The sequence below is a fragment of the Bifidobacterium sp. LH_558 genome (genome assembly GCF_056356295.1).
Window position 1 is genome coordinate 278983 of sequence record NZ_JBKETZ010000003.1, and the last position, 22261, is coordinate 301243.

16 protein-coding genes are annotated in these 22261 nt (G+C 62.7%); 6 read left to right on the plus strand and 10 right to left on the minus strand.

Annotated elements, in window-relative coordinates:
• Positions 1 to 31: 31 nt before the first annotated feature.
• Positions 32 to 2935 carry a glycoside hydrolase family 3 N-terminal domain-containing protein gene (locus tag AC1AV0_RS06070; RefSeq protein WP_476572112.1) on the minus strand — a complete coding sequence of 968 codons (2904 nt, stop codon included), beginning with the start codon at positions 2933 to 2935 and terminating at the stop codon, positions 32 to 34.
• A 279-nt stretch (positions 2936 to 3214) separates the two neighbouring features.
• On the opposite strand from AC1AV0_RS06070, the gene AC1AV0_RS06075 reads away from it, so the two are divergent.
• The 4 genes from AC1AV0_RS06075 to AC1AV0_RS06090 all read left to right on the plus strand — a co-directional run bounded on the left by AC1AV0_RS06075 (position 3215) and on the right by AC1AV0_RS06090 (position 8080).
• On the plus strand, positions 3215 to 4810 hold the full coding sequence (locus tag AC1AV0_RS06075; protein ID WP_476572114.1) for a carboxylesterase/lipase family protein: 1596 nt from the start codon (positions 3215 to 3217) through the stop codon (positions 4808 to 4810).
• 156 nt (positions 4811 to 4966) lie between these two features.
• The gene (locus tag AC1AV0_RS06080; protein WP_476572116.1) at positions 4967 to 6010 is read left to right on the plus strand and encodes a zinc-dependent alcohol dehydrogenase family protein; all 1044 of its coding nucleotides are present in this window, start codon (positions 4967 to 4969) and stop codon (positions 6008 to 6010) included.
• Positions 6011 to 6193: 183 nt separating this feature from the next.
• On the plus strand, positions 6194 to 7108 hold the full coding sequence (locus AC1AV0_RS06085; protein ID WP_476572118.1) for a LysR family transcriptional regulator: 915 nt from the start codon (positions 6194 to 6196) through the stop codon (positions 7106 to 7108).
• Between the two features lie 177 nt (positions 7109 to 7285).
• Positions 7286 to 8080 carry an SDR family oxidoreductase gene (locus AC1AV0_RS06090; RefSeq protein ID WP_476572120.1) on the plus strand — a complete coding sequence of 265 codons (795 nt, stop codon included), beginning with the start codon at positions 7286 to 7288 and terminating at the stop codon, positions 8078 to 8080.
• Positions 8081 to 8304: 224 nt separating this feature from the next.
• Here AC1AV0_RS06090 and AC1AV0_RS06095 read toward each other — a convergent pair whose 3' ends face one another.
• The 5 genes from AC1AV0_RS06095 to AC1AV0_RS06115 all read right to left on the minus strand — a co-directional run bounded on the left by AC1AV0_RS06095 (position 8305) and on the right by AC1AV0_RS06115 (position 15285).
• Complete coding sequence (locus AC1AV0_RS06095; protein ID WP_476572123.1) at positions 8305 to 9093, minus strand: ABC transporter permease; 789 nt, start codon at positions 9091 to 9093, stop codon at positions 8305 to 8307.
• On the minus strand, positions 9090 to 9920 hold the full coding sequence (locus AC1AV0_RS06100) for an ABC transporter ATP-binding protein (protein WP_476572235.1): 831 nt from the start codon (positions 9918 to 9920) through the stop codon (positions 9090 to 9092). Before AC1AV0_RS06100 ends, AC1AV0_RS06095 begins: the two co-directional genes overlap by 4 nt.
• A gap of 144 nt (positions 9921 to 10064) precedes the next feature.
• Entirely contained in the window at positions 10065 to 10682 is a 618-nt protein-coding gene (locus AC1AV0_RS06105; protein ID WP_476572126.1) for a cyclophilin-like fold protein, read from the minus strand.
• Positions 10683 to 10729: 47 nt separating this feature from the next.
• The gene (locus tag AC1AV0_RS06110; protein ID WP_476572128.1) at positions 10730 to 11935 is read right to left on the minus strand and encodes an MFS transporter; all 1206 of its coding nucleotides are present in this window, start codon (positions 11933 to 11935) and stop codon (positions 10730 to 10732) included.
• A 401-nt stretch (positions 11936 to 12336) separates the two neighbouring features.
• A complete protein-coding gene (locus tag AC1AV0_RS06115; protein ID WP_476572130.1) occupies positions 12337 to 15285 on the minus strand; it encodes a glycoside hydrolase family 3 N-terminal domain-containing protein in 2949 nt (982 codons plus the stop codon).
• A 254-nt stretch (positions 15286 to 15539) separates the two neighbouring features.
• Here AC1AV0_RS06115 and AC1AV0_RS06120 point away from each other — a divergent pair, with 254 nt between their 5' ends.
• On the plus strand, positions 15540 to 16271 hold the full coding sequence (locus AC1AV0_RS06120; protein WP_476572132.1) for a LytR/AlgR family response regulator transcription factor: 732 nt from the start codon (positions 15540 to 15542) through the stop codon (positions 16269 to 16271).
• A 9-nt stretch (positions 16272 to 16280) separates the two neighbouring features.
• A complete protein-coding gene (locus AC1AV0_RS06125; RefSeq protein WP_476572134.1) occupies positions 16281 to 17669 on the plus strand; it encodes a GHKL domain-containing protein in 1389 nt (462 codons plus the stop codon).
• A 1-nt stretch (position 17670) separates the two neighbouring features.
• Here the strand turns inward: AC1AV0_RS06125 and AC1AV0_RS06130 are convergent, their stop codons facing one another.
• The 4 genes from AC1AV0_RS06130 to AC1AV0_RS06145 form a co-directional block, all read right to left on the minus strand.
• Positions 17671 to 18237, minus strand: coding sequence for a cyclophilin-like fold protein (locus AC1AV0_RS06130; protein WP_476572136.1), 567 nt, complete (start codon positions 18235 to 18237; stop codon positions 17671 to 17673).
• 116 nt (positions 18238 to 18353) lie between these two features.
• Complete coding sequence (locus tag AC1AV0_RS06135) at positions 18354 to 19016, minus strand: LysE family translocator (RefSeq protein ID WP_476572138.1); 663 nt, start codon at positions 19014 to 19016, stop codon at positions 18354 to 18356.
• Positions 19009 to 21432: an FtsX-like permease family protein gene (locus AC1AV0_RS06140; RefSeq protein ID WP_476572140.1), complete on the minus strand. Its 2424-nt coding sequence runs from the start codon at positions 21430 to 21432 to the stop codon at positions 19009 to 19011. Before AC1AV0_RS06140 ends, AC1AV0_RS06135 begins: the two co-directional genes overlap by 8 nt.
• A gap of 5 nt (positions 21433 to 21437) precedes the next feature.
• On the minus strand, positions 21438 to 22253 hold the full coding sequence (locus AC1AV0_RS06145) for an ABC transporter ATP-binding protein (protein ID WP_476572142.1): 816 nt from the start codon (positions 22251 to 22253) through the stop codon (positions 21438 to 21440).
• Between the last annotated feature and the right edge of the window lie 8 nt (positions 22254 to 22261).

Consider the following 22261-nt stretch of genomic DNA (forward strand, 5'->3'; position numbering starts at 1 on the left):
CGTCAGGCAATGCAATGGATGAGAAGGATTATCAGGCCTCGCTCGTCACGGAGGCGGAGACTGCGCCCTCCTCGCGACGACGGCGGATGAAGCGTCGGATGGACACGACTTCAAGGCCGATGACCAGCAGGCCGAGCGCTCCCACCGCGACCCAGGTGATGGTCTGCCAGATCGGAATCGTCCGCGCGGGCTCGCCGTTCTCATAGTGATAGCTGTTGACCGCGGTGTACAGGATGTTGTGCGCCGCGTTGCGCATGGCGATCACCGAAGTGGCGGAACGGTCGGTCACATGGTTGGTCACGTCCGTGGTGGAGAGCATGATGTCGTTGCCGTTGCGGATCATCTGGTCGGCGTTCTGGAAGCCGAAGCCTGCGAAATAGTCGGAGAGCACCATGCCGTTGAAGCCCCATTCGTCGCGCAGCACCGTCTGCTGCAGCGGCGCGTAGGCGGCGGCGTAGGTCACGCCGATGTAGTTGTAGGCGCTCATCACGGCCTGCGCGCCACCGTCCTTGACGGACATCTCGAACGGCTTGAGATAGGCTTCGCGGATGGCCTGCTCGTTTGACCATGTGGTGAGCATCGCCCAGCGGTTGGTCTCCTGATCGTTGAGCGCGAAATGCTTCATGAAGGAGTACACGCCGCGCGAGCGCGCGCCCGCCACTTCGGTGGCCGCCATCGTGCCGGTGAGCAGCGGATCCTCCGAATAGTATTCGAAGTTGCGGCCGCCGAACGCGGAACGATGCAGGTTCATGCTCGGCGCGTACCAGCCGGAGGCGTCCATGTCGTGGGCCATGTCGCCGATGATTTCACCGAATTCGCGGGCCAGATCCTGATTCCAGGTGCAGGCGAACGAGGTGGACGAGGGGAAGCCCACGGAGCCGACGCCGGTGAAGTTGTTGTTCAGCGAAGCCGGACCGTCGAGGTCGGTGAGCGCGATTTTGCCGATGGAATCGATGGCTTGGGTGCCGTAGCCGCCGAGCGCGATCAGCGTGTCCATCTCATCGAAGGTGAGCTGGTCGAGCAGGTCGTCCCACAGCGTGTCGTCGTAGTCGGCGCCGTACAGGTCGGCCAGACGCACGCCGTTGTCGGCACCGGTGGTCGGCATCACGTCGTCCGCATTGTTGTGGTCGGCCGGATCGTAGGAGCCGTTGTTCTCGAAGTTGGCCTTGTATTCGTCGGCCAGTGAGTAGGTGCTCGGCGCGGCGGTGGCCTCGGCGTAGTTCGCAAAACCGTCCGCACGGGACAGATAGGTCACGTCGCCGGCCGCGTCGCTGAACTGGTTGGTGGCGGCGACCTGATCGTCGGAACGCGGGTTGGACTCGTCGTAGACGATGGTTTCGGGCACGGTCACGGTCTGCTCCGCAATCACGGTATGCGAATCGGTATTGATGGACACCGCGTAGTCGCCCTGTTCGAGCACATACGCTTCGGCGTCGTTCTCATCGTAGGAGGCCATGTCTTCGTCGGTGAACTCGACGGTCAGCGTCTGCGATTCGCCCGGAGCGAGCTCGTCGGTTTTGTCGAAGGCCACCAGATTCGCGGAGGCCTTTTCGATGCCGCCGTTGGTGTAGGGCGGGTTGTAGTAGACCTCGACCACGTCCTTGCCAGCCGCGTCGCCCGTGTTGGTGACGGTCACGTCGAAGCTGATCGTACCGTCGGAAGCGTAGGTCACCTCGCCCATCTCCTGACTGAAGGTGGTGTAGCTCAGACCGTAGCCGAACGGGTAGAGCACGGCTTCGTCGTAGTTGATGAGGCCTTCGTCGGCGGCCGTCTCGTAGAACTTGTAGCCGATGTAGATGCCTTCCACATAGTTGACGAAGGTAGGCACGGCGTTGGCCGCGAACGGATCGTCTTCGGGAATCTGGAATTCCTCCATATTGTCGAAGGCGAAGTTGCCGAAGTTGTTGAAGCTGGGAGTGGCGGTCAGATCGCGCACGAAGGTGTCGGAAGTCTTGCCGGAGGGGTTCACGTCGCCGGCGAGCACCGCGCCGAGCGAGGTGAATCCGGCCTGTCCGGCGGGCGGGCACCACAGTACGGAGGTGATCTGCGGATAGTCGTCGAGGAAGTCGAGCTGGAAGGTGTTCGCGCCATTGTAAACCAGCGTCACGTTCTCGAAGTTCGAGGTGACCAAGTCGATCATGTCGCGCTCGGTCTGGCTGAGTTCGAGGAAGTGCTGCCCGGCCTGATAGTCCTCGTAATCCTCGGAATTGTTGGTGTAGGTGATGCCTTCGGCCTTCATGTTGGTCGGCAGGTCGGCGCCCTCGCCGCCCACGCGGGCGAGCACGATGACGGCGGTGTCGGAGAAGTCTGTAGCGTCGGCGATGAGGTCGCCGTACTGCGAGGCCGGCACTTCGGGCAGCGTCCAATCCTGGGCGAACAGGCTCACTTCGGGACGGTCGGCGCGATAGGAGGTGTACAGGCCGGTGAGATCCTGATTGACGCTGAATCCCGCCTGCTCGAGTCCGTCGATCAGCGAGACGGTGGGATAGGTGTCCGACAATGCGCCGGATCCGGTGCCGCCGTAGACGGGATTGGTGGAGGCCCAACCGAACACGTTGATATTGCCGGCCGCCAGCGGCAGGGCTCCATCGTCGTTCTTCAGCAGGGTGATGGCTTCGTCTTGGATGCGCGGGCCGAGGTCGTTGGCCGCGGCGACCGTGCTGTCCTGCAGGGTGTGGCGTTCGGCGGTGGCGTTGTTCAGCAGGCTGAACAACGGTCCGTACAGCATCAGCGCCACGGCGACCACGGCGGCGACCAGCACCGCCAGCCAGGTTTCGCCGTGCACGAGTTTGCGCACGGATGCGGCCTGCACGGTGCGCTTGTTGACGGCGACCGTCACGACGATGCCGATGACCAGCGCGACGCCGATCGCGATGAGATGCGGCGTCACGGATGCGAGCACGTTGATCACATCGCTCCAATTGATACTGAGCATCTGCTCTCTCCTTTGAGTTGCGTTGGGATTGACCAGCCCCACCGGCATGCCGATGGACGGCTGGCGGTGGGGAGATGTCGCCATACTAAGGCGCGCGACCGGCCGTCGTCTCGCGAAACGTCGTATCATGCTATGCGGATAGTGAATAGCATGATGCAGGTTTTTTATAGAGCAACCGCATATCCGCCTTACGGAGCCATGATCTGACTCCATACACTTGGCGCATATCCTTCCGTCGTGTTTGGCGGGAATCACAATCAGGAACGAGGTTTTGCCGTCATGAACGCATCAGTACGTACGCCGATGAGTCGCAAGAAGAAAATAGCGATCGTCATCACGTCCATCGTGGCGGTGCTCGTTGTCATCGCTCTTGTCATCGTCGTTGTCATCCGCCGGAGTTTCCCCTCGCCGCCGGCATATCAGGATCTGCCGACCTCATCCAACACCATCGTGCAAACCGAGGCGGGCGATGTGCAGGGCGCCATGCAAGGCGATGTGTACCGCTATCTCGGCGTGCCATACGCGCAGGCGAGCAAACGCTTCGTTCCCGCCGAGGAGGTCGAACCGTGGGATGGCGTGCTCACCACCAATTCGTACGGCGCGACCTCGCCGCAAGGTTCCATGCTTGGCATGTCCGCATCCGAAGACGATGATTCCGCGGACAACAACTGCCAGAATCTGAACATCTGGACGCCCGGCATCAACGACGGCGAACGCCGCCCGGTGATGGTGTGGCTGCACGGCGGCGGGTTCTCCACCGGTTCGGCCAACGAGCGCAACTACGACGGCGCGAACCTCAGCGCCAGCGGCGACGTGGTCGTGGTGGGAGTCAACCACCGTCTCAACGTGTTCGGGCATCTCGACCTGTCGGCGTATAGCGAGGAATACGCGGACTCCGGCAATGTGGGAGTCACCGACATCATCGCCGCCCTCGAATGGATCCAGGAGAACATCGAATCCTTCGGCGGCGACCCGAGCAACGTGACCCTGTTCGGACAATCCGGCGGCGGCGCCAAACAGCTCGCCCTGATGAGTGCGCCGAGCGCCAAGGGGCTGTTCAGCAAGGCCATCGTGCAAAGCGGCGCCACCGAAACGATGGGCGTCACCTTCGCCACCAAGGAGCAGAGCCAGACGCTGACCGAACATATTCTGGATAATCTGAACATCACCGCCGAGAACATCGAGGACTTGCAGACCGTGTCGGTGTCCGACCTGCAGGACGCCGCGACCTCCGCATTGCAGACCACCGCGAACGAATACCAGATTCCGGCACCCTTAGGCAGCGGCTATCAGATGGAATGGGGGCCGGTCGTGGACGGCGACTTCCTGCCCACGAATCCCGTCACCGACGATTCCTTCGCGGCCGCAGGCGAGGACGTGACGTTGCTGATCGGCAGCAATCTCAACGAATGGACGGGCATGAGCGCACCGACCGACGTACCCCAAAACGACACCGATGCCATCGCAGTGGCCGTCGAAGAGGCGTATCCCAACGTCAGCGGGCTCGAGGCCAGCCGGGTGGACACGCTGATCCGACTGCCGATGCTCAAAATCATGTCGCATAAGGCCGATCAAGGAGGAGCGAACGTGTACGCCTACGTGTTCACCCACTCCAACGGCGTGATGGGGTCATACCATGGCGCGGAGATCCCCTACGTCTTCGACAATCTGAGTGGCGACGCACTGGCCGACCGCATCAGCCAGGCGTGGGTGAGTTTCGCGCGCGACGGCGTGCCCGCCGCGGACGGCCTGCCCGAATGGGAGCCCTACACCCGCGAGTCCGGCGCGACCATGCTGCTCGACGACGACAGCGAACTGGTCCACCACCACGACCAGACGCTGATGTCCCTGCTCGCGCCGGATTACCAGTACTGAAGTGCAGTGCCGTCATCCTGAGCGAAGCGCAGCGGAGTCGAAGGATCTCTTCACCAGGCATGTCACGATTTGACCGGTAACCGCTACCGGCGGATAAGGTCAGCGAAAGCCGTGCCATCCGCACGGCTGTACGGCATCGATGAAGGAGCGTAGACAATGAAAGCAGCCGTATTCGTGGAACCGGGTGTTATGGAGGTCCATGACATGCCGGAACCTGTGATCGAGAAGCCGACCGACGCCATCGTGCGCGTGCTCGACGCCTGCGTATGCGGATCGGACCTGTGGTGGTTCCGAGGCATTTCCCAGCGCCAGCACGGCTCGCTCGTCGGGCACGAGTCCATCGGCATCGTCGAAAAGGTCGGCGCTGATGTGCGCGAGATTAAACCGGGCGATTTCGTCATCGTGCCGTTCACCCACGGATGCGGACACTGCGCGGCTTGCAAAGCCGGCTTCGACGCGAACTGCCCCAATGTGGAGCCGGGCGGCAACGCCGGCTATCAGGCCGAAATCATGCGCGCGACCAACGCGGACACCGCACTGGTCAAAATTCCCGGAACACCGGACGACTATTCCGCCGACATGCGCGCCTCGCTGCTCGCTTTGGCCGATGTGATGGCCACCGGCTATCACGCCGCCGTCAGCGCCGAGGTCAAGCCCGGCAGCACGGCCGTGGTGTTCGGCGACGGAGCGGTGGGCCTATGCGGTGTGCTGAGCGCGAAGTTGCTCGGAGCGAAACGCATCATCGCCATGAGCCGCCACGCCGACCGCCAGGCGGTGGCGCGCGAGTTCGGGGCCACCGATATCGTGCCGGAGCGTGGAGACGAAGCCGTGGAACGCGTTATGGAACTCACCGACGGCGACGGTGCCGACTCCGTGCTCGAATGTGTCGGTTCGGAGCAATCCACGCTGACCGCGCTGGCGGTCGCCGGAGCGGGCGCCACGGTCGGACGTGTGGGCGTGCCTCATATCGATGCGTCGAAGCTGGACGTCAACGCCCTGTTCTGGCGCAACGTCGGCCTTAGGGGCGGCCCGGCCTCGGCCATTACCTATGACAGGAACGTGCTGCTGCCCGCCGTGCTCAACGGCGAGATCGAGCCAGGCAAAGTATTCACCGCCTCGTTCGACCTCGACCATGTGCAGGACGCCTACGAGGCGATGGATGAACGCCGCGCCATCAAATCCATGATTCATATCGGCTAAGCCTGTCCCATCTGATGCCTCTCAGGCATACGGCTGCATAGCGCCGCCGCATTTGAATGACGCTCTAACCGACCGTACCGACCCGTTCGCTTGGTGATCCGGTTGGAGCGGAAGGTCTCGCGGCGGCAAGCGAGGTACCATACGGGTAGCGCTCAAACACACGCATAGGGAGGTGGCGTTCCGTTGGAGACCCGGGCTTTACGCGCGTTCGTGACCGCCGTACGCGAGGAAGGCATCACCGCGGCGGCCGATGTGCTGCGCATCAACCAGCCCACGCTGTCGCGCCAGATCAAAAGTCTCGAACAGGAGCTCGGCACGGTGCTGTTCGTGCGCGGATCGCGCAGCCGCGCTCTGGAGCTCACCCGCGAAGGTAGGATGTTCTACCGCCGCGCATGCGAGATTCTCGCATTGTCCGACAAGGCCACGGCGGAACTCACCATCAGCGAGACCATCGCAGGCGATCTGCACATCGCCGCGGCTGAGATCAACGCCATGGACACCGTCGCCAAAGCGCTCACCCGCCTGCGTCGACGCCATCCCGGCATTCAGGTGCATCTGCAGGACGCCTACAGCGACGACATAATCGACGAACTCAACAACGGGCTCGCCGACTTCGGTCTGCTGGTGCAGCCGCTTGACATGAGCGCCTACGATTATCTGGAAATGCCGGAACGGGACCGTCTGGGCATGCTGGTGCGGGCCGACCATCCGCTCGCGAACGAACGGTTCATCACCGTGGAGCAACTGAAGGATATGACGGTCCTCCTACCCAAAGGCTCGTTGAGCCGCAACGACGTCTTCGCGCAGATTCAACGCGGAGACAACAGCTTCCAAATCGCAGGCACCATGAATCTTCCGCACAATGCCGTCTATCTGGTGCGTCGAGGATTCGGAAACGCGCTGTGCTGCGAAAGCGTCCTCACTCCGTACCTGGACGACGGGCTCGCCTTCCTTCCGCTGTTTCCCGAGCGGACGATACGCACCAGTCTCGCATGGAAGAAGAACCAGCCGCTGTCGCGGCCTGCCGAGGCGTTTCTTGAGGTGATGCGGGATCTTCTCGACCATCCGGATAACATCGAACCAGCCTACGCCATATAACGCACCACAAAGACCGCCCCTTCTTCTCGGACTGGAGAACCACATTTAAGCGGAGTCTCGGCAACGGCGCTATATGCAGTAAGCGCATATCGAAATGCCAATCTCACGTATTTGTATCTTTTCCGGATGATTTCTATGGTCTATTCCACTGGAGCACATCCCAAGAAAGGACACATCATGAACGTGAAACGTGTATTGTTCGTCGGCGCAACCGGCAGCATCGGACGACTGGCGGTCAGCGAGGGCATCAAGCAGGGATTCGACGTACGCGCGCTGGTGCGCGACGCCCGAACCGCGCATCTGCCCACGGCCGCGCAGATTGTCGAAGGCCAGCTCACCGATCCAGAGACGCTTGGACCGGCGCTCGACGGCGTGGATGCCATCGTCTTCACCCACGGCAGCAACGGCAACGCCGCGCAGATGGAATCCGTGGACTACGGCGCGGTGCGCAACGTGCTGAACGTGCTCGACGGACGCAAGGTGCGCATCGTGCTCATGTCCGCGCTGGGAGTGACCAACATGGACACCAACTACAACGCCTCCACCCAAGCGCATGATTGGAAGCGCCGCGGCGAATGGCTGGTCCGCGCGAGCGGCAACCCGTACACTATCGTGCGCCCCGGCTGGTTCGACTACAACAGGCCGGACGAGCATCGTCTGACATTCCTGCAGGGCGATACCGGCCGCGCCGGCACACCTGCGGACGGCGTCGTGGCGCGCCAGCAAATCGCGCAGGTGCTGGTAGCCGCGCTCAGCGACGACCAGGCGCTCGGCAAGACGCTGGAACTCGTGGCCGAATCCGGCGCGGGACAGTCCAACGCGGAGCTGACGCCGATGTTCGCCGCGCTCCAGTCGGACGGCGCGGGCGAACTCGACGGCGCACTCGACCGGCATGACTTTCCTCTCGAAGGGCAACCCCAGCGCGTGCTCGACCAACTCGACCACGTCCGACAGCTCGCCCAACGCGACTGACCGCACCACGGCATGTTCCGTCACTAGTGCACACGCTGCGCGAATGGGAACAGGATATGGACTAACGGTCAAGAAACCGACAGTCCTCACTATCTGCATGCTTTTCTTCAAGCGTTTGATATCGCACTGAAACACTTTTTTTGATTTCAGCCATGTAGACATCGCGCAACCGGCGGGATAATTCGGCGTATCGACGCTATCGATAACGGTCAGAAGCACACCCATCACGCCGCCGGCAACCGATACCTGTCATCTGCGGTGAAGCAGGTTTTGTAGACCATCAGCATGATGAGGCTGTCGGCGAGCAGAGTCAGCGCGGCGATAGCGGTGAGGATCACGAACTGGTATTTGGCGGCGTCGAACGGATCCCCTCCGGCAATGACCTGGCCTGCCATCATGCCGGGAATCGTGACGATGCCGCTGGACGCCAACGATGCGGTGGTCGGCAGCAGGCCGAGTCGAATCGACGAGACCACCGACGGACGTGCCGCCTCCCACGTGGTTGCGCCGAGCGCCAGCAGAGTGTCGATCTCATCGCGCCGCTCCCCCATGCTTTCGTAGAACCGACTCAATCCCACCGCTAGGGCGCTCACCGTGTTGCCCAGCAGCATGCCGGTGAGCGGCACCACCAGCTGCGGCGCATACCACGGCTGCGGACGGACGATGAGCTCGGCCACCACGGCGATCATTATGGCCATCGTGACCACCAAGCTGAGCAATACCGGCCCAGTAAGCCCTTTCGGCACGCCTTTGGCTCGCGAAAGCGTGATTTGCACACCGGCGACCACCATCACGGCGATCAGAGCAAACACCAGCCATGGATTGTTCGCCCTGATCACGAACCCCATGACGAAGCCCATCGCGCACAATTGCAGCAATGCCCGGCATGCCGACCACAACAACGTTCGGCCGACGCCCATACGCATGACTCCCGACACGGCGGCCGCGACGGTCACCATCAGCATCGCCACCAACAGACCCCAGATATCGATGACATAGGTCGTGCCGCTCATCCGCGCGCCTCCTCAACCGTCGTATCTCCCGCACCGTTTGCAACGACTCTTTCTTCGGCTTCATCGAACGAACCGACCGGTGAGATCGCACCGGTCAAATCCGCCAGATCAGTCAGCTCGCCATCCGCCAGTCTAAGGATGCGTGTCGCCCTTCCATCCGGCGGACGATGCCGGATGCGCATCACCGCCATGCCTCGCCCGGCGGCTTCGGCCAGCACGTCGGCCACCAAACGCGCGTTGTCATCATCCAATCCGGCATCGACCTCGTCGGCCAACAGCACCGTCGGCTGGGTGAGCAGCGTGCGCGCCAGACTGACGCGGGCGGCCTGTCCACCGGACAGATCATGCACCGGGCGGGACAGTTCAACATCCGTGCAGCCGACGGCATCCAACAATTCACGAATTCGCTCGTCCGGCAAGAGAACGTCCGCCTCGCGACCGGCGCGCGCTCCCCGTCCCACGAGCTGATTCCTCATCGAAGAGCCCGTTTCCTTGCGCACCGCCAACGTCCATGGCAGACGGATCGCCTCACCCACGCTGGAGCCGATCAGCGTCGGCTTCTGCGGCAGATAGGCCACACGGCGACGCCACTGCTGCGGCGTGAACTCCTCCGCCGGCCGCTCCTCAAGCGCCATATCTCCGGTCGCATGCGGATTCAATCGGGCCAACGCGGTCAGCAAACTGCTTTTGCCGGAGCCGGACGGGCCGACCAGATCGACGATCTCACCCCGGCCAAGCGACAGCGACAGCCTTTGGAACACACTTGCCTCGCCGTGGGACGACGGCATATCGCACGACATATTCCGAGCACACAGCACCTTCTGCATCTCTTGCATAGGCACACCATACCGCCGCACAGTATGACACGGCGCTTCCCCGCGTTTCTTAGCGAAGAGGCAGCCATCCGTCTCGGACCGAGCACCCAATAGAAACAACCATTGCGGTTATCCCTGTAAACAGAAAGGGTTGTTTCAGTTAGCGAAGGTCACGGTCACGCTGCCGCGGCCGACGGCAGAGGCTAAAGAGGCCGGGTCGCCGATGGAGGCGATGCGGGTGTAGGAGTAGGAGGTTTGGAAGGTCTCGTAGAACAGCACGAGACAGTCGGAGCCGAACAGCATCAGGTCGCCGGCGTGGATGGTTCCGGGATTCGAAGCGTTCGTGGGCAAGGATTCGTCGAGATAATGGTATTTTTCATTGCCGTGCAGGTCGTCCATCTCCAGCGTGAGCGGGAGCCGTTCGGCGAAGGCGCGGGCGGCTTCGGTGTCGGCCAGAGTCGCCGAGAAGGATTGTCCGTTGACGGTGATGGTAATGGCGTTCATTATCTGCTCGCTTTCCGAAGTATCGTCGCTTCCAGTATCGCCGTTAGCAGCGGAGTCGTCGGCATTGGATTCGGATTCGGCGTCGGTACCGCCGGATTCGTCTTGTGTTGCGGACGATTGCGACGAGTCGGTTCCGGAACCGCTCTCCCCCACCGATTCGTTCCGCACGCCGCATCCGGCGACCAGAAGCAGCGCCGCGCACGCCAGTATGGCAGTCAGCACGCGAAACGCGCCGCCGATGGTGTTGCGGAAGATGTTCGACTGGTTCATCGCATAGCTCCTTATAAGAGATTGACCGGTACGCAGAGGCGCATGGTTCAGGCGTTCGCCCGCTGGCGATGGGCACGCAGTATGCCGCGCGCCTGCGGAGCGACGCGTGCGAGCAACAGGGGCAGGGCGACCGCCAGCATGGCGATGCCGCCGAGAGGAATCACTTGGGAGCCGACGGAATCGATCAGCATGCCGACCAATTGCGTGCCGATCATCGTGCCCAGATTGGTGGCGGCGAGGAAGAGGCCGTTGGCGAATTCCGGAGCGTCGGGCATCACGCTGGAGATCCAGTACTGGTTGACGTTGCCGACGCAACCGGCCAGTACGCCCAGCACGATCAGAATCACAGCCACCGGCACCGTCAACGCGCCGAACGCGAAGAACAGCGCGAACATCACGGCGATTGGAATAGGCAGCATGCAGGCGAAACGGCGCGGCGATCGGGTCAGCGCGTTCCCCGCGATCATATTGCCCACGATATTCATCAGACCGTATGCCAGCAGCATCAGGCTGATGGTGGACGGTCGCAGGCCGGCGACCGTGCCGAGATACTCGGACAGATAGCTGAACACGCCGAACACCGCGCCGTTGAGCGCCACCACGCCGAGGATGGCGAGCCACGTCTCCCCTTCCAGAAGATGCCGCAGCTGGCTGCCGTATGACATCGCCTGCGGACGCTCACCACTGGGCAGACCGAATAGCAAGGACAACAGTGCGAATCCATTGACGGCGGCGAAGAACAGCATGCCCACACGCACGGAGCTCATCGAGACGATCCAGTTCACGCAGGGCACGCCCAACACCATGCCGGCGGAGACGCCCATCATCACCTTCGCGGTAGCTTTGGGCGCGTCCTTCGGACTCACCGCGGCGGCGGCTTCGGAGAAGGCGAAGGAGGTGTATACCGGCTGCATGATCGCCGGAATCACGCGCAACACCAGCATCAGCGGGAAGCTGGAGACGAATGCGGAGGCGAAGCTGCATACGGTGAATACGGCGAGCGAGGCCATCATCACCGTTTTGCGGCGGAAGCGGGAGCATAGCAAGGGTGCCACGGGGCCGGAGAACGCGACGGCCAAGGCGAACAGGCTCACGAGCAGGCCGGCCGTCGCCACGGTGACGCCGTATTCGCTCGCCACCGCGGGCAGGATTCCGGTGACGCCCATCTCGGTGTTGATCAGGCCGAACGCGCCGACCGCCAGCAGGAAGATGCGCAGGTTCGCCACACGGGATTCGGATGATGGTTGAGACATGGTTTTTCGCCTTGCACGAGGTATGGAATGGTTTGGATTGGCTTTACCATAGGCATCGCGCAGTCGGCATATCAAATACCTATGAACGATGCCGACTCATATCTGTGAGGCATGGCTATAGATTCGTTATCGGGAATGAGATGCCTCGACTACGCTCGGCATGACGACGGAACCGACATCAACGTCATTCCCGATTCCTTGTCATTCCGAACGCAACAGACAGCTTTGTCATTCCGAACGCAACACCCTCGTCATCCTGAGCGGAGTGAGTGAAACGAACGAAGTCGAAGGATCTCCGCTGTTGCCAGACAAGAGATCCTTCGACTTCGCTGCGCTCCGCTCAGGATGACGGAGGATGAGGCTACGCTCCACTCAGGATGACGGAGAGGGGAACTGCCGAATTATTCGGCGGATACCGTCACCGCAGCTTGGCGGCGCTTGAGGAAGCGGCGGATGGCCACGACCTCGGCGGCGATCAGCAGCAGACCCAGCACGCCGGTGGCGGCGTAGTAGATGTACTGCCAGGTCGGGGTGGTCACTTCGGGCTGTCCGTTCTCGTAGATCCAGCTGTTCACCGCGGTGTAGAGGATGTTGTGGGTCGCGGTGCGCATGGCGATCAGCGAGGTGGCACTGTGGTCGGTGATGTGGTTGGTGGTGTCCGTGGTGGCGAGCATCGCGTCGCCGCCGTTGCGGATGATCTGGTCCGCCACCTGGTAGCCAAGGCCACCGAAGTAGTCGGTCTCCACGAATCCGCGGAAGCCCCATTCGTCGCGCAGCACCGTGTTGAGCAGGCCCGAATGCGCGCCGGCGTAACGGGTGCCGATGTAGTTGTAGGAGCTCATCACCGCGGTGGCTTCGCCATCCTTGACCGCCATCTCGAATGGCTTCAGGTAGATTTCGCGGATCGTCTGCTCATCAGCCCAGGTGCAGATCATGGAGTTGCGGTTGGTCTCCTGGTCGTTGAGCGCGAAGTGCTTGATGAATCCATACACACCCTTGCTGGCGGCGCCGGCGTTCTCGTTGGCGGCCATCACGCCGGAGAGCAGCGGATCTTCGGAGAAGTACTCGAAGTTGCGGCCCGCGTAGGCGGAACGGTGGATGTTCATGGCGGGGGCGTACCAGCCGGTCACGTTGATCTCATGCGCCATATCGCCGATGATCTCGCCGTATTCGGTGGCCAGCTCCGGATTGAAGGTGTTGGCCACGACGGTGCTGGCGGGCAGACCGATGGAGCCGACGCCGGTGAAGTTGTTGTTCAGCGCGGCGGGGCCGTCCACGTCGGACTGCTGGGGCTTGTTGATCTTGGAGATGGCGGCGTTGTTGTATCCGGTGGTCGCGATCAGCGTGTCCATGTCGTCGAAGGTGAGCTGGTCGAGCAGGTCGTCCCACATGGGGTCGTCGTAGTCCTTGCCGTACAGCTCGTACAGGTCGATGCCGTTGTTCGCGCCGGTGGTCGGCATTTCATCGGACTCGTCGTTCTCGTTCTCGTAGTTCGAGGCGTTGATGAACGTGGCCTTGTACTCCTCGGGCATGGAGTAGCTGCTCGGCGCGGCCGTGGCCTCGTCGTAGTTGGCGAAGTGGTCGGCGCGCGACAGGTAGGTCACGTCGCCGGCGGCATCGTCGAACACGTTGGTGACTTCGGTCTGGTCGCTGGAGCGCATGTTCTCGCCGGAGTAGGTGATGGTTTCCGGCACGGTCACGGTCTGCTCCTCGATGATGGTGTGGGAGTCGGACCGGATCGAGATGCCGTAGTCGCCGGATTCGAGCACGTAGGCACGGGCACCCTCATAGTCGTAGGAGGCCATGTCCTCGTCGTTGAATTCGACCGAGATGGTCTGCGATTCGCCCGGGGCAAGCTCGTCCGTCTTGGCGAAGTCGATAAGGTTCGCGGATGCCTTCTCGATGCCGCCGTTGGTGTACGGCGGATTGTAGAACACCTCGACCGCATCCTTACCGGCCACATCACCCGTGTTCGTCACGGTCACATCGAAGCTGATCGTGCCGTCGGAGGCATAGGTCACCTCACCCATCTCCTGAGAGAAAGTGGTGTAGGACAGACCATAACCGAAGGGATACTGCACCACCGCATCGTAATCGATCGCACCTTCTTCGGCGGCCGTCTCATAGTAGCGGTAGCCGACGTAGATGCCTTCGACGTAGTTCACGAAGGTGGGGGTGCTGGTGCCGGTGAACGAGGTGGCGTTGAACTCGTCCATGTTGTCGTAGGTGAAGTTGCCGATGTTGTTGTACCACGGGGTGAGCGAGAAGTCGCGCACGAAGGTGTCGGTGGAGTGTCCGGAGGGGTTCGTGGCACCGGAGAGCACCTCGCCGAGGGCGGCGAAACCGGTCTGTCCGGCGGACGGGCACCACAGCACGGACTTGATCTGCGGATAGTCGTTCACGAAATCGAGTTCGAAGTCGTTGGCGCCGTTGTAGACGAGCACCACGTTGTCGAAGTTCTCGGTGACGAGGTCGATCATATCGGTCTCGCTCTGGGAGAGGGTCAGATAGCCTTGGTCGTCGGCGAAGTCCTGATAGTCGTTGGAGTTATTGTGGTAGACCACGTCGCCGCCCATCTGTCCGGCGACGGCGTTCGCGTCGCCCTCGCCGCTGTCGGTCTCCTCGCCGGGGCCGGTCTCGGCGATGTCGCCCATACGGTGCGGCAGATCGGCGCCTTCGCCGCCCGGACGGGCGAGCACGACGACCGCGGTGTCGGAGAAGTCGCGCGCGTTGGAGAGCAGATCATCGGAGTAGGTGGAGGCGGGCGGCTCCGGCAGGGTCCAGTCCTGGCTGAACACACTCATGGCCGGGCGGTCGGCGCGATAGTCGGTGTAGAACTGCGACAGTTCGGTGTTCGTTTCGACGCCGGCTTCGTTCAACCCTTCGAGGATGGAGGTGGTGTCGTACTGGTCGTTAAGCGATCCGGAACCGGAACCGCCGTAGATCGGATTGGTGGAGGCCCATCCGAACACGTTCACCTGGCCGGTTCCGAGCGGCAGCAGGTCGTCGTCGTTCTGCAGCATCACGATGCCTTCGCGCTGGATGTCGACGGCCATCTCGTTGGCGCGGGCCATCGTCTCCTCGGACAGCTGCCCGCCGCCGGAGAGCAGCGACAGCGTGGTGCTTAACGGCCCGAACAGCATCATGCTCACGGCCACAATCATGGCCACGGCGGCGGCGATCCAGGTTTCGCTGTGCACGAGCTTGCGCACGCTTTGTTCCTTCACGGTGCGCTTGTTGACGATGAACGTGACCAGCAGCGCGATCACCAACGCCACGCCGATCGCGATGAGCTGCGTGCGCAACGATGCGATCACATTGATCACGTCGGCGATATTGATGCCTAACATGCTCTTCTCCTTCTATGGGGTTGTATGGTTTGGCCACCGCCGGGCTGCCGTGCCCGAGCACAAGTCCGAACCCCTCGGCCTGCCGTGGCTTTCCTTGTCATGGGGCCGAATGTCGGGTCTTGTGTGTGGTGTTGATGTTCACCATAAAACGGCGCGAATCGCCACATTGGGCTTTTTCACGAGCCGTCATCGTGGTCGCATGAGCCGTTCCGCATCGTCGCGGCAAGCTCCGATCTGCGGTTAGAATGCCTACTATGGCTTTGATTTCGATTGCGATCACCGATGACGTCGACGAGGATGCCGCCGTCACCGAGTCGATGGTGCGGCGCTATTGCGACGAGCATCCCGCCGAAGACATCCGGCTCACGCTCACCCGTTTCGAGGATGGCGCGGCGTTGCTGCGCTCCTACGACGACGCGGACCGCAAGCCTTTCGACCTGATTTTCCTCGACGTGGAGATGCCCGGCATCGACGGGTTGGAGGCCGCGCGTCTACTGCGCGAAAGGGACACACGCACGGTGATCGTGTTCACCACCAAAATGGCCCAATACGCCACAGTCGGTTACGATGTGGATGCCGTCGGCTATCTCGTCAAACCGTTGGAATATCCAGGATTCGCGTTGAAAATGCGCAAGGCGCTGAGCATCATCAACTCACGCAAGGGCACGACCATCGCCATCAAATCCGACGACCACATGCATTTCCTCGACTCGCACGACATCCGCTATGTGGAGGTGACGGGGCACAACGTGTTCTACCACACCAACAAAGGCACATGGCGGGATTGGGGTTCGCTCAAAGCCACGGCCGAGCAGTTGGGCGAGCATGATTTCGTGGCGTCGAGCCGGTACTGTCTGGTCAATCTCGCATGGGTGGACGCCTTCGAGGGAGATACGGTGGTGGTGGATGGCGAGCGCGTCCCCGTCTCCCGTTCCCGCAAGAAACCGCTGATGCAGGCGTTGAACGCCTACTACAGTCGGGCGTAGGCGGCCATTATGCTGCAGCTGACGTATTTTCTGCCTTTCCTGTTGGAGTTCGTCGCCGGCGTGTTGCTGTTCACGCGTCGGCTCGACTGGCATCGCACGGACCGCGTCGCGATTGGTGCTGTCGTCACGCTGGCCGCCGGTGTGGCGACGGGTGCCGTCCGTATGGTTTGGCCGTTTCTGTGGACAATGCCGACAACCGATGGGCAGGCCACATCCGCGCTGCGTCTTCTGGCGAGCACCCTGCTCTTCGCCTGTTATGCGGCGCTGCTCGTAGTGATGCTGCGTTGGATCTGCTCCGCATCGTGGATGGAGTCGCTGGTCATCGTCGCCGTGGGCTACTGCGCGCAGCATATCGCCTTCGCCTGTGTTTCGGCGTTGCGTTCCGTGATGGGCTTGCGCTTGTATATCTACGACATGCGGCTGATTCCGTTGCATGTGGTGGTGTTCGCCGTCGTCTACTGGCTGATCTGGTTGCTGGTGGCCCGCGATTTCACCGTGGATGGTGAGAAGATTCGCGATACGAAGGCTCGTGTGCTGATGAGTCTTGGCGTGCTGGCGTTGGTGATTGTGTTCAATCTGGTGGTGGAGGAGCTGGTCGACGGCGGCTCGTTGGGATTCGGCGGCCAGGTCATCTGTTATCTGTACGACCTGGTGTGCAGCATGCTCGCGTTCGCGCTGCTGCTCGCCGTGTCGAATAACGACCGGCTGGCCAATGATCTGGCGGTGATCCAGCAGATCAACCGTTTGAAGGAACAGCAGTACGAGATGAGCCGCGAGAACATCGAACTGGTGAACACCAAATTCCATGACGTGCGCAAGAATCTCGCTTCGCTGCGCAAAACGGCGCAGGAATTGCAGCGCGCGCAGGAGATGATGCCCGACGGCTCCCCCATGCCAAGCATTCCCACCGAGGCGTTGGAGCGGATGGAACGCTCGATCCGCGTGTACGATTCGATCTTCCACACCGGCAATGACGCGTTGGATACGCTGCTGACGGAGAAAAGCCTGTATTGCGCGCAGCATGGCATCACCCTGACCGCCATGGCGGACGGCAAGCAACTCGGATTCATGGACCGTTCCGACGTGTACGCGCTGTTCGGCAACATCCTCGACAATGCGATCGAGGCGGTGACGCTGCTGCCGGACGCGGCCGAGAAACAGATCACGTTCGATCTGCGCGCCAACGGCCGCATGCTGCGCGTGAGCGAGGAGAACTACTATACGGGCGAGGTGCGTATGGTGGACGGTTTGCCGCAGACCTCCAAGGCCGACAAACGCTTCCACGGCTTCGGCATGCGTTCCATCGCCCGGCAGGTGGCGAAATACCAAGGCCAGCTCGATATCGCCACCGCCGACCGCGTCTTCTCCCTCAACATCCTCATCCCCATTCCGGCATAGCTTATTCCACGCCGATTTGGACGATTTTGTTGCCCCAGCCTTCGAGCACGGGATTGTCGATGACGGCGTTGACGAAGTCGTCGGTCGGATCGAATTCACCGACCTTCGTGTATTCGCCGCTGACCTGCGCGTCGCGATAGAACAGGATGATGCGGTTCGGGTCGGAATAGTAGACCTCGCCGGCACGTTCCTCGGTCACGGTCTGCGGGTCGGAGGGGATCTCGTAGCGGCTGGGGATGTCGTAGTACTGCATCACGTCGGAGTCTTCGAAATCGTCGTAATGGTAGATCGGCAGACGCCAGTCGGAGTCGGCCACATATCCGGCGATGGTGGAGGCGGTGGCGTTGCCGTCCAGATTCAGGGCGAAGGGTTCGCCTTCGTCGCCGAACCGCACCTGCAGTACGGTGGGGATCTCGCCCGAGGATGACGAATTCGACGATCCCGTGCCGGACGAGACTCCGCCCGCCGCGGTGCCGTTCGACGTGTCGCCGCCGGCGCAGCCCGCCAGGGTAAGGGACATGGCGAGCGCGCTGCCCGCCGCGATCCACAGACGCAATGTGTTCTTCATGATGGTGTTCCTTTCGACAATGGTGGGTGGGTTACTCAATGGTGGATGGATGGTGAGCTTGGTTGAATGGTGGGTTAGTTGGATGATGGGTTTTGGCTGGATTCGTGGGGATTCGGTCAGGGTTCGAACACTCCGACGCAGGCTGCGATGACGATGCCGATGCCGACCAGCGCCACCAGGGCGGCGAAACAGCGTTCCATCCGCGCCACCGTGACCGGCGTGCATCGTTCGCGCAATACGGCGGTCAGTCCCGCCAAGGCCAGCCACCAGAGCATCGTGCCGGCGAGGATGCCCGCCACCAAGGCGACGCCTTGCGTCGGATCGAGCGGCCCCGCGATGCCGAAGCAGGAGAACGCGAACAGGAATCCGAGGATGGCGGCGGGATTCGTGACACCCACGGCCAGGGCCGAGGCGAACATGCCCATATCGCGCGTTCGCGTCGAATCGACCCGCATTCGCCCAGCGGACGGACTTGCGTCGCCGCCGTCGCGTCGTCTCATCAGCGAAGCGACGCCCATCGCACCCATCAGCAATCCGCCGACCACGCTGATGGGCGCGCGCCAGCGCAACAACAGGTCGGAGACGAACGTCAGTCCGAACGCGCCCACGCCCGCATACAGGCAGTCGGCCACGGACGAGCCGCTTCCCGTCAGCAGTCCGGCGAGGAAACCCCGGCTGAGCGTGCGTTGCACCACCAGCGCCCCCACCGCGCCGACCGGCACGCCGAACAGCAAGCCGATCAGCAGGCCGGTCAACAGCATGTCGCAGAACTCACGCATCGCCGACCAACTCCCCTTGCAGACTGACGCGCCGTATCGACCCGGAGACCAGATAGGCGAACACGACGGCCAACGCGACGGACAGCAGTCCCGGCAATGGCACGCGCCACCATGCCGGATGCGAGACGAAATCACTCACTCCGTAGAGTCGCAGCAGCATGCCGACCAGCGGATCGGTGGCGAAGGCCGCCACCACGGTGCCGATCACCGCTCCGACGGCCGCCACCACGGCGAAACGGATGGCGAACGAGGCACGCAAGTATCGCGAGGTGAGGCCGATCAGTCGGCAGACGACGAGATCATGGCGTTCGCGCGCCAGAATCTTCGCTCCGGACAGGGCGACGGCGACGAACACCACCAGCGCGGTGACCAACACCATCGCGGCGACCAGCATGCGCATCGCCGCGACGATGCCATACAGGCCCGGCCATGCGTTCTCGTGGATGTAGGCGTTGCCGCCGAAGGCGTCCTCCAAGGCGAGCAGCGCCTCCTGTTTGGCGCTTTCATCCGCGAGGAAGAAATGATGGCACCACATCTGCGGATTGTCGCGGCCGATGCGCGCGTAGCCTTCGGCGCTTAATCCCACGTTCAGCCCCATATCGTTGGCGCATTGGTAGATGCCGACGATCGTGTATTGCGCGCTGCCCTGATCCGAGCTGAGGGTCACCGCGTCGCCGAGCCCCACGCCGAGGTCGCGGCTGACGAATTCGGTGACCACCACTTGGTCGGCGGACTGGCTGGTTGAACCCTGAAGGATGTGGAAGCGTTCCGGCTCAGTGATCACATTGGCGGTCATGTCGGTGCCGTTCAGCGCCACGCCGGGCATGGCGAGCGCGTATTCGTCGACCACGGCCGTATGCGCTTCGATGGTGTCGCGCGCCTGGTCCACGGTGCAGTCGCCGATGCATTGCACGCCGATATGCATGTCGGCCGGGTTGAACGCGTCCATCAGGCCGCGACCGTCCGCGCCCAGCCAAGCGTCCACGCGCACCACCATCGACGAGAGCAGCACGATCAACGCCACCACCAGACAGGCACCCGCATACCAGCGGCGGCCGTCATGCAGTTGCCGCACGGCCATGGACCAGCCGAGCGAACGTGCCCGCAACGGTGGACGCCGCCGGGCCGATTCGCCGCGGCCGGAAGCCAACCCGTCCGCAACGCCACCGCGGCCCGTATCCATCGCCGACGAGCCTTGGATGGCGTGCAATGGCGTGACGCGCGCCAACCGTCTGGTTTTGACGAGGATGAACACGGTGAAGGCCGCGACGATCACAGCGGCGCAGGCCAGATACCGCAGTGTCGGGAAGTCGGCCGGCACCAGCAGGCCGGTGGAGTCGACCGTCGAACGCGCCGCGAGACGTATGGTCCACAGCGACGCTCCCGCGCCGACGGCCAATCCCAGCACGACGCCGAGCAGATGCTGAGCCAGCAGTACGACGCGAAGCATGCCGGTGGTGCAGCCCAGCGCTTTGTAGACGCCGAGCACATGGGTGTCCTGTTCGATGTCGGCGTTGATGGATGCGCCGAGCACCACGACGGCGACCGCGAGCAGCACCACGACGAAGGCGAGCAACATGCCGATATAGGCGTTGAGCGCGGTGAGGGTGAAGCCGGCGATCGCGTCCGCGGTATGCGCGGATTCGACGACCTGCCGCAGACCATCCACCTCGTTGATGCGAGTGTTCAGTTCCGTGGCGTCCAATCCGCTTTCGGGGTCGGCGCTGATGCGGAGCATCGCGCCGACGCGGCCCAGCGCGTCGATGCCGGCGTTCTCGATGCGTTCGGCGATCCGTTGCGCGTCGTCGGCGGTGATGAGGAAGCCTTTCATGCCGATCATCGAGGAGCCCATGAACGGATCCTCGACGTATCCGGACACGGTGAATTCCTCCGGATCGCCGCCGCGCACCACTTGGAAGGCGATGGTGTCGCCGATCTGCACGTCGAACATCGAACGCATGGCGGGCGAGACCAGCGTCTCCCCCGCGTTCAGGCTCGTGGGCGTGTCCGCATATCCGTCGGCCTGGTCGTTCAAAAGCCGATAGTCGTAGTGTTCGCGGTCATAGACAATCAGCTGGCCTTCGCTGTCGGAATGTTCGCCGTTGACTTCGTAATCGGCGTACACCACCGTCTGCGTGCCCACATGGTCCACCTCGTCGAGCGCTTCCAGCGCGTCCGCGATCTCCTCGGCGCTTCCGTCGGGCAGATTCGACGCCCATACGGTGATGTCGCCATATCCCAGCCGCTGCAGTTCCTCGCGTTCGTAGGTGTTGGCGTTGGCGTGCAGGGCCAGGATAGTGGCGAGCGCGGCGGAGGCGACGATCATCAGCGCCAGCACTCCCGCCAACGAGCCCTTATGCCGCAGGATTGTGGATTTGAGCGTTATGGCCAACGCGCGCGGTGCATATGGTGCCATGGCCGTCACCATCCCATTTCCGCAAGCCATGCGGCCAACGAGGTTTCACGGCCTTTGGATTCGTCGGGCCGGTAGACGCCGGGCAGCGCTTCGCCGAGCAGTTCGCCGTCGCGCAGGTAGAGCACGCGGTTGGCGCGGACGGCCGCGCGCACGTCATGAGTGACCATCAGCACGCTTTGCCCGCCTTGGTTCAGTTCGCTGAGCAGGTCGAGCACGTCGTCGCTGTTGCATCGGTTGAGCGCGCCGGTCGGTTCGTCCGCGAACAGTATGCCGGGATGGTTGATGACGGCCCGTGCGATGGCCGCGCGCTGCGCCTCGCCGCCGGAGACCTGCGAGGGCAGGCGGTGCGCGGCGTGGGCGATATGCATGCGTTCCAGCAATCGCTCACCCTCCTGTCGCACAACACCCGCGTCGCGTCCGCCGCCGACGTATCCGGCCAGGATCACGTTCTCGAGCAGGGTGAGGTTGCCGACGAGGTTCGGCTGTTGGAAGACGAATCCGAATTCCTCGGCGCGCAGGCGGGCCATCGCGCGCTCCCCCAAATCGTCCACGCGCGCCCCGCGGTAACGCACTTCGCCGCCCGTGGGCCGATCCATGCCGCTGAGCACGTACAGGAGGGTGGATTTGCCTGCTCCGGACGCGCCCATGATCACGGTGAAATCACCGGCGTGGATGTCGATGTCGACGCCGCGCAGCACCATGTTGGCCGATTCGCCGCGATGGTATTGTTTGCCGAGCGCGCGGCCCTGCAGCAGCGCGGCGGGGCTCTCGTGCGGCGGGACTTGCGATGGAACTCGCGATGGAACTGATGTGGTGGTCATGCGTGGGC